The organism is Trichococcus sp. (assembly GCF_049589555.1).
In the GTDB taxonomy this organism is placed as follows: Bacteria; Bacillota; Bacilli; order Lactobacillales; family Aerococcaceae; genus Trichococcus.
Genome location: NZ_JBAWAZ010000274.1, coordinates 1 through 7526, shown reverse-complemented (window position 1 = coordinate 7526; position 7526 = coordinate 1). Strand labels below are relative to the sequence as shown.

General features: G+C 49.7%; 7 protein-coding genes. 2 read left to right on the top strand and 5 right to left on the bottom strand.

The window, feature by feature from the left end; genetic code table 11:
* Positions 1-3 precede the first annotated feature (3 nt).
* Positions 4-864 carry an ROK family protein gene (locus WBV27_RS09955; protein ID WP_424201667.1) on the bottom strand — a complete coding sequence of 287 codons (861 nt, stop codon included), beginning with the start codon at positions 862-864 and terminating at the stop codon, positions 4-6.
* Between the two features lie 350 nt (positions 865-1214).
* Between WBV27_RS09955 and WBV27_RS09950 the strand changes: the two genes are divergently transcribed.
* Positions 1215-2264 carry an aldose epimerase family protein gene (locus WBV27_RS09950; RefSeq protein ID WP_424201665.1) on the top strand — a complete coding sequence of 350 codons (1050 nt, stop codon included), beginning with the start codon at positions 1215-1217 and terminating at the stop codon, positions 2262-2264.
* Positions 2265-2354: 90 nt separating this feature from the next.
* Here WBV27_RS09950 and WBV27_RS09945 read toward each other — a convergent pair whose 3' ends face one another.
* The 3 genes from WBV27_RS09945 to WBV27_RS09935 all read right to left on the bottom strand — a co-directional run bounded on the left by WBV27_RS09945 (position 2355) and on the right by WBV27_RS09935 (position 5280).
* On the bottom strand, positions 2355-3248 hold the full coding sequence (locus WBV27_RS09945) for a DMT family transporter (protein ID WP_424201663.1): 894 nt from the start codon (positions 3246-3248) through the stop codon (positions 2355-2357).
* A gap of 237 nt (positions 3249-3485) precedes the next feature.
* The gene (gene mgrA, locus WBV27_RS09940; RefSeq protein ID WP_424201661.1) at positions 3486-4475 is read right to left on the bottom strand and encodes an L-glyceraldehyde 3-phosphate reductase; all 990 of its coding nucleotides are present in this window, start codon (positions 4473-4475) and stop codon (positions 3486-3488) included.
* Positions 4476-4899: 424 nt separating this feature from the next.
* Positions 4900-5280: a VOC family protein gene (locus tag WBV27_RS09935; RefSeq protein ID WP_086986696.1), complete on the bottom strand. Its 381-nt coding sequence runs from the start codon at positions 5278-5280 to the stop codon at positions 4900-4902.
* A gap of 218 nt (positions 5281-5498) precedes the next feature.
* On the opposite strand from WBV27_RS09935, the gene WBV27_RS09930 reads away from it, so the two are divergent.
* Positions 5499-5840: a heavy metal-binding domain-containing protein gene (locus WBV27_RS09930; RefSeq protein ID WP_086943839.1), complete on the top strand. Its 342-nt coding sequence runs from the start codon at positions 5499-5501 to the stop codon at positions 5838-5840.
* Between the two features lie 52 nt (positions 5841-5892).
* Here the strand turns inward: WBV27_RS09930 and WBV27_RS09925 are convergent.
* A partial coding sequence (locus WBV27_RS09925) for a DNA topoisomerase (protein ID WP_424201658.1) occupies positions 5893-7526 on the bottom strand: 1634 nt, incomplete at its 5' end.

Sequence of the window (7526 nt, the reverse complement as noted above, 5' to 3'; positions counted from 1 at the left end):
TTTTTATGCTTTCACTTCATTCGCCAGGATGATCGCACCAGTGATGCCGGCATCGTCGCCCAAGCCTGGCGTCACGAGGTAATCATCGACAGCAGGGACCGGCACATAGTCGGCAAGCAGCTTCGTAAATTTCGCTTTGATATTATCAAGCATACCAGGAACCTTCATGACGCCCCCGCCCAATACAATGCGCTCCGGACGCAGGATGACCGTGTAGGCTTCCAAAGCTTGCGCAATATAATAAGCGATGTAATCCCAGACTGCATCGGTAGGTTCCACATCTTTGCCGGCTTTACCCAGACGTCCGTCGATTGAAGGGCCGGCAGCCATCCCTTCGAGGCAGTTGCCGTGGTAAGGGCAGAAACCTTCATAGTGGTCATCTTCATGCGGACGCACCAATATGTGCCCCATTTCCGGATGGCCGATGCCTTCCAGAATTTTCCCATCGACGATTGCACCGGCTCCAACACCTGTGCCGATCGTGATGTACATGATGTTCTTCATCCCTTTTGCAGCACCCAGAGCGGATTCGCCCAAGGCAGCGCCGTTCACGTCAGTCGTCCATCCCATTGGAACCGCATATCTTGCTTTCATGGCACCCAGGAAATCAAAATCTTTCCAGGCCAACTTTGGCGTGGAGAGAATATGTCCATATGTTTCCGAGTCTTTGTTGACGTCGATTGGCCCAAAGGAACCGATTCCGATTGCAGCTAAATCAAAACGATCAAAGAAAGCAAATACCTGCTCCAATGTTTCTTCTGGCGTAGTCGTCGGGAAAGCGACCCGCTCCAACAACTCATTTTTTTCATTTCCGACGGCGCACACAAATTTTGTTCCGCCTGCTTCAATTCCACCTACTAGCATAAATTTCTCACTCCAATTGGTTAGTTTTCGCGTGCGTTGCCACCTCGGATCCCGCTCAATAGCCGTCCGATTTTTTATGAAAAAGCAGACTCGCACCTCTTTCCATTATACCGCTTTCAGTTGCCTGAATCATGTTTTTCAGGCATTTTCTGCTGAAATTCAGCACTTTTTTTGATGACATTATAGGTATCAGTAAATTTTAACTTAATTTATCAAATATTTTACTATTTTTATTGCTTCGGGTAAATCAAACGCTTACAATAGAGAGGGAACTTAAATAGAATTCCAAGTAAAATATAGCGGATTGATTACTTCGCCTAACACTAAACAATCAGGAGAGTGGAAACAAAATGAAAGTATCTGAAGAAATAATCGGGCAAGCTCACGGAAAGGATGTCGTGGCTTATACCTTGACGAATCCGAACGGCATCTCCCTTACAGCGATGACCTACGGTGCCACCATCACGGAACTTTTGATGCCGGATAAAAACGGAAAGACGGAGAACGTTATTTTGGCGATGGATTCATTGGATGATTACGTGACGCATCGCCCGTATTACGGAGCTACTATCGGCCGGGTTGCCGGACGCATCACCAAAGGGGCTTTTGATTTGGACGGAACAGCGCATCAAGTGGTCGTGAATGAAGGAGACAATCAACTGCACGGCGGCCCGGCCGGATTGGATACCCTTGTCTGGGATGCGGAGGTGCAGGCATCCGCTGACGAGGCCAGTATCCACTTCACGACAATCGATGCAGATGGCGCCAATGGCTATCCTGGAACACTTTCGGTAACAGTCAGCTACACGCTAACTTCCGATAGCGAATGGAAAGTCACTTATCGGGCAACGACGGATCAAGCGACCTTGTTCAACCCGACTAACCATGTCTACTTCAACCTGAGCGGGGACATCAACAAACCGATCCTGCAGCACAATCTGCAACTGAACAGCGCGGCTTTTGCCGAATTGGGCGACGAAAACCTCCCTTCCGGGGCTTTGTTGCCGGCTGAAGGCACCCCTTTTGATTTCCGCAGCGTTGGAAAGCTTGCAGTTGCTGCAGAGCAAAACCATCCGCAGACCCAAAAAGTCGCCGGCTTCGACCACCCTTTCCTGCTTCAGCATGACGAAGGCCAACCCGATGCGATCCTCAGCGATACGAAATCCGGCCGAAGTGTCAAAATGTTTACCGATCAGGATTGCGTCGTGATCTTCATGCACAACGGCGCCGTCGATAAGTATACGATCGCCGGCAAGCCGGTCATCCAATATGCAGGCATTACCTTGGAGACGCAGGCTTTGCCTGACGCCATCAACCAAGAAGGCTTCGGTGACATCACGCTCCGCCCGGATGAAGTCTATTCGGCTGAAACGATCTACAAATTCGAAATCCAAGACTGATATTAAGAAAGAAGGTGGACCGTAAATCCTGATGATTTACGGTCCACCTTCTTTTATTGCATGTTGATAGCCAAAAAAATGACATTCCCTTCAGTCCTGGATATCCGTAATGGATTTTCGGTCTGTCAGGGTTGTATTCGGCTTCAGTTCCACGACCAATACGCCAGCCAATATCAAGGCTGCTCCGATCAGCATCCGCAACGTGATGGCTTCCTTCAGAAAAAGTGCGGAAGCGACCATCCCGAACACGGCTTCCAGCGACAGGATGATGGCTGTTTCCGTTTCTTTGGTGAACTGCTGCGAGGCCGTTTGGATCAGAAAGCCCAGCATAGTGCTGACCGTCCCCAAATAAATGATGGAAAAGTAGCCTTCCGCGGCTGCCGGAAACAAAAATTCTCCCCTTGCGAGCGATACGAGCACCCCTAAGAGAGTGGCAGTGCCCATCTGGATGGTGGTCAATGCATAAATGTTTTCACCCAGCACGAACCGGTTTGTGAAGATGATCTGCAAGGCGAACAACAGAGCGCAAACCAGCGTCAGCATATCCCCGAAGTTTACACTGTGGAAGTCGGTAAGGGAAATGACGGCGATGCCGCCGATCGACAACAGCGCGCCCACGATGGCCGGGGCTGTAACTTTCCTTCTGAAGAACAATGCGCCTATGAACGGCACCAATACGACATTGAAGGCGGTAAGGAAAGCGTTCTTCGAAGGTGTCGTATATACAAGACCTACCGTCTGAAACAAGAACGCCAGGTAAAGGATGGTTCCGAGGCCGATGCCTTTGAGATAGGTCTTTTTGGTCGCATGCTTCAGCTGGCCGAAAAAAATTGCCCCCATCAGTATGAATGCCAACAAAAAACGCATGGTCAATATTTGGTATGGGGAAAAATACTCCAAAGATATGGCGCTCACGACGAAACCTGAACCCCATATCATCGTCACAAAAATAAGTCCGATCTGTCCCTTTCTTCTGTCTGTCATATAACTTCCCCTTTCTATGAATAAAGATGCTTGCCCGATTGGCTTGATGCTGATGAACAATCCGGGCATACTTATCCACTTTACCCAACATTCTGATTGTCTGCAAGCAGATTTCTGCAAAATAGTAATACTATTTTCTGTTCACGATGCCTTACACTGGAGCAGATACATCAGCCTGTCAGCAAAAAAGCTCCCCGAATGATGCATGGCATCGCTTCGGGAAGCTGTTCCTATTTTTTATTTTGCCAATACCGCTTCGATTTCATCCAATTCTTCATTGGTGAAATCAAGGTTTTCCAACGCTTTTACGTTATCATCGATTTGGCTCACTCGGCTGGCGCCGATCAGCACGCTTGTGACTTTCCCGTCGCGGAGAATCCAAGCGACGGCCATCTCAGCCAATGTTTGTCCGCGTCTTTGGGCGATTTCGTTCAGAGCGCGTGATTTCTCGATGGTTTCCTGCACCCGCTCCGCGTTCAGGAACGGCGATGAAGGTCTTCCGGCACGTGAATCTTCCGGAATGCCATGCAAATAGCGGTCGGTCAGCATGCCTTGCGCCAATGGGCTGAAGGCGATGGTGCCCAATTTGTTGGTTGATAACACATCCTGCAAACCATCCTCGATCCAACGGTTATACATGTTATAGGCCGGTTGGTGGATGATGAATGGCGTCTTCAAGTCTTTGAATATGGCTGCAATTTCAGCTGTCTGCTCAGCAGAATAGTTAGAGATGCCGATATACAGCGCTTTTCCTTGACGGACCATCAGATCCAATGCTTGCGCAGTCTCTTCGAACGGTGTTTCAGGATCCGGGCGGTGCGAATAAAAGATATCCACATAATCAAGTCCCATCCGGTTCAGACTCTGATCGAGGCTTGCCGTCAAATACTTTTTGGAGCCCCATTCCCCATACGGGCCGGGCCACATATCATAGCCGGCCTTGCTGGAAATGATCAGCTCATCCCGGTAAGGCAGGAAGTCCTTTTTCAAAATCTTGCCGAAAGTTTCTTCCGCGCTGCCTGGAGGCGGACCGTAGTTGTTCGCCAAATCGAAATGGGTGATCCCAAGATCGAAGGCGCGTTGGACCATTTTGCGCGAGTTTTCGAACAGATCCACCTCGCCGAAGTTATGCCAAAGCCCAAGGGAAATTGCAGGCAGTTTCAGACCGCTGTTGCCTACGCGGTTATAGATCATTTTGTCATATCTGTTTTGTGCCGGTTGATACATGTCATCACCTCAACAAGTTAATACATCCATTATAGCGTTTTCATTACTTGAACACAAAGCTTTTACGGAAAACGGACAACGAAAGCTACCGCGCAACTTCGTTGCCCGCTCCATTATCCTAACAGTCCGTCTCTGCTGACGTTGAAGTCCAGCACTTCCGTCTTCAATTCCGTACTCCGGTGAACGAAGGCTTCGCCGAAGTTCGGACCGTCACTTTCCATGCGTTCTCCGATGAGATCGGCTTCGCCGGAGTTGACAACAGATTGCTGCCACTGTACTCCGGCGAAGGGGCCCTCACCGGAGCTGATGGGGTTGGTCAGATTCAGAAGCAGAATACCACGAATCCCCAACAAAAAATATTGATTGGGACGGCCGAAAAAACGGGGAGCATCTCAAATGAGACACTCCCCGTTTCAGCTAAGCTTTATTCATGCAGCTCCAACGGCAAGCCGTCCGGATCCTTGAAAAAAGTGAATTTCTTATTCGTGTAATCATCCAAGCGGATCGGCTCAGTCTCCACGCCTTTGCGGTTCAATTCCGCTACAGTTGCCTCGACATCCTCCACATAGAAGCAAAGATGGCGGAGCCCGACTGATTCCGGACCGCTAGGGCGCTCAGGCGGATTTGGAAAAGAGAACAGCTCGATTTCGCTCTCCCCCAGCTTTAGATCGAGTTTGTATGAATCCCTGTCCGCTCGGTAGTTTTCGCGGATGATCGGTAATTCCAGTACCTCAGTGTAGAAAGCTTTGGAGGCCTCATAATCGGAGGCGATGATCGCCACATGGTGAATTTTTTCAAATTTCATGGTAACAGTCCCTTCTGTTTCGAGTCTAATACATTTTACCATTAAGGAACACTCTGTACACTTTTACCCATAACATTTTTTGCCAAACGGCCATCAAGATGACAGGTTTCTGTATCTTTTCAAGCCTGACTTTTGATATAATGTGAGTATCACCAAAAAGTTATAATCGATTTGTTGAACTGATTGTTTCACCGTTAGGAGAAAGGATGGTAAGTCACATGATTATTACAACAACCGCCCATATCGAGGGCAAAAAAATCACTGCCTATCAAGGCATCGTTTTCGGAGAAGTCATCACAGGCATCAACGTATTCAAGGATTTCGGAGCCGGCATCCGCAACATCGTTGGCGGACGTTCAAAGAGCTACGAGGATGAATTGACTGTGGCACGCGAAAACGCCTTGTCAGAAATGCAAGATCGTGCAGCAGCAAAAGGCGCAAACGCCATCGTCGGCATGAAGATGGACTATGAAGTGCTGGGAGCCGATAACGGCATGCTGATGGTCACCTGCAGCGGCACCGCCGTGAAATTGATGGATGAATCGGAATATTTAGGCTAAAAAAATCAGAAAAGGTATCCGGGAAGCAATTTTCCGGATACCTTTTTTCTGTTCATTGTGATATTTTTTTGCGCACCGGCTTTTTCTTGCTCGGAGCGAACGGTTTGAAGGAAACGGCATAATTGCCTGCTTCGTCTTTCCCCAACAGCAATGCTGTCGAAAAACTCTTGCCGTCTTTTTTCTTGAAACCGGAAAGGCGCTTCGTTTCTTTCCGGGCCAACAGTTCTTTTGCTTCCTCGGGAGACAGGTAACGGCGGGCGATATAGCGGGAAATCCGGAATGAACAGGATTCGCCGTAGTCTTGGCATTGGAGATAACTGCCCTTGATGATCGCTTCTTTCCCGCAGACCGGGCAAACGCCTACTACCGCACCATCGCCTGCAGCATCGATGCGCTCCGCGATCCCTTCGGACTGCAGCATCTCATTCTTCGTGCCGAGGATTTCCATGACGAAACGTTTGATGTTCTCGAGGAAATAATCCTGGTCACCCTCGCCTTTATGGATTTTCGCCAAATACTTTTCCCATTCGGCCGTGAAGGCGACATCACTCATCTTGTTGCCGGCCACGGCCTCACAAAGCAGGATTCCCTTTTCGGTGATCGCCAGCTGGTTCTTCGAAGCCGTTATGTAGCCCCTGTCCTTCAGGTTTTCGATGACGCCAGCGCGGGTCGCTTCCGTTCCGATGCCGTGCGTTTCCTTCAGGATTGCCTTGTCCTCGGCATCATCCACTTCTTTGCCGGCGTTCTTCATGGCTGCAATCAGTGTGCCTTCTGTGTAAGGCTTCGGAGGTGTGGTCTTCTTCTCTTTCGTGGCCAAAATGGCTGTTCCGGCTTCCCCTACCATAACCATCGGCAGGATTTTGTCCTCCGGTTCGCCTTTTTTCCTTGTGTTGCCTTCCAGCTTCTTCCATCCGAGATTCTTGATGATCTTACCGGATGCCACGAAGTCCAGTCCGCCGATATCCGTAATGATTGTCGGTTCATCGTAGATGAAATCCTCTTCGAACATCGCCAAGGTCCGGCGCAGGACGAGGTCATAGATTTTCTGCTGGTTCGCATTCAATTTCGCGATCCGGGCCTGATCCGGCACTTTTTTCGTCGGGATGATGGCATAATGCTCCTGCACTTTGGCATCATCGACGTATTTTTTGCGCGGAGTCAGATTCGGCTTGTCGATGGTATGACCCAGGATGCCCAGATAGCCGGAAAGATTGTCCTTCAGATAGGCGAATTCATTTTTGGTGATGAATGTCGTGTCCGTCCGCGGATAGGAGAGCAGCTTCGCTTCGTACAAGGACTGGACGGTTGCCAATGTGTCTTTCGCGCCCATCTTGAATTTGGCGTTGGCTGCCCGCTGCAGATCGCTCAGGGAATACAGGCGCGGCGCAAACTCCCGCTTGTTCTCGTTGGCTTCGAAGCGTTTGATGACGGCGGGCATCTCAGCGGCCAATCCGTGCGCCGAGATGAAGGTTTTCATTTCCTGTTTCGACTCGAATTCATGCTGATACTTCGCCTCGAACGTCCCATTCGTGACCGTGATCCGGGCCAAACACTCATAATGCGTCTCTTCCTGGAAGGCAGTGATTTCCTTCATGCGCTTATAGATCATGAAGAGCGTCGGTGTCTGCACGCGTCCGACCGAAAAGGCACCTTCTTTGATGCCAGCTTTCTGGAGCGCAATGGTGT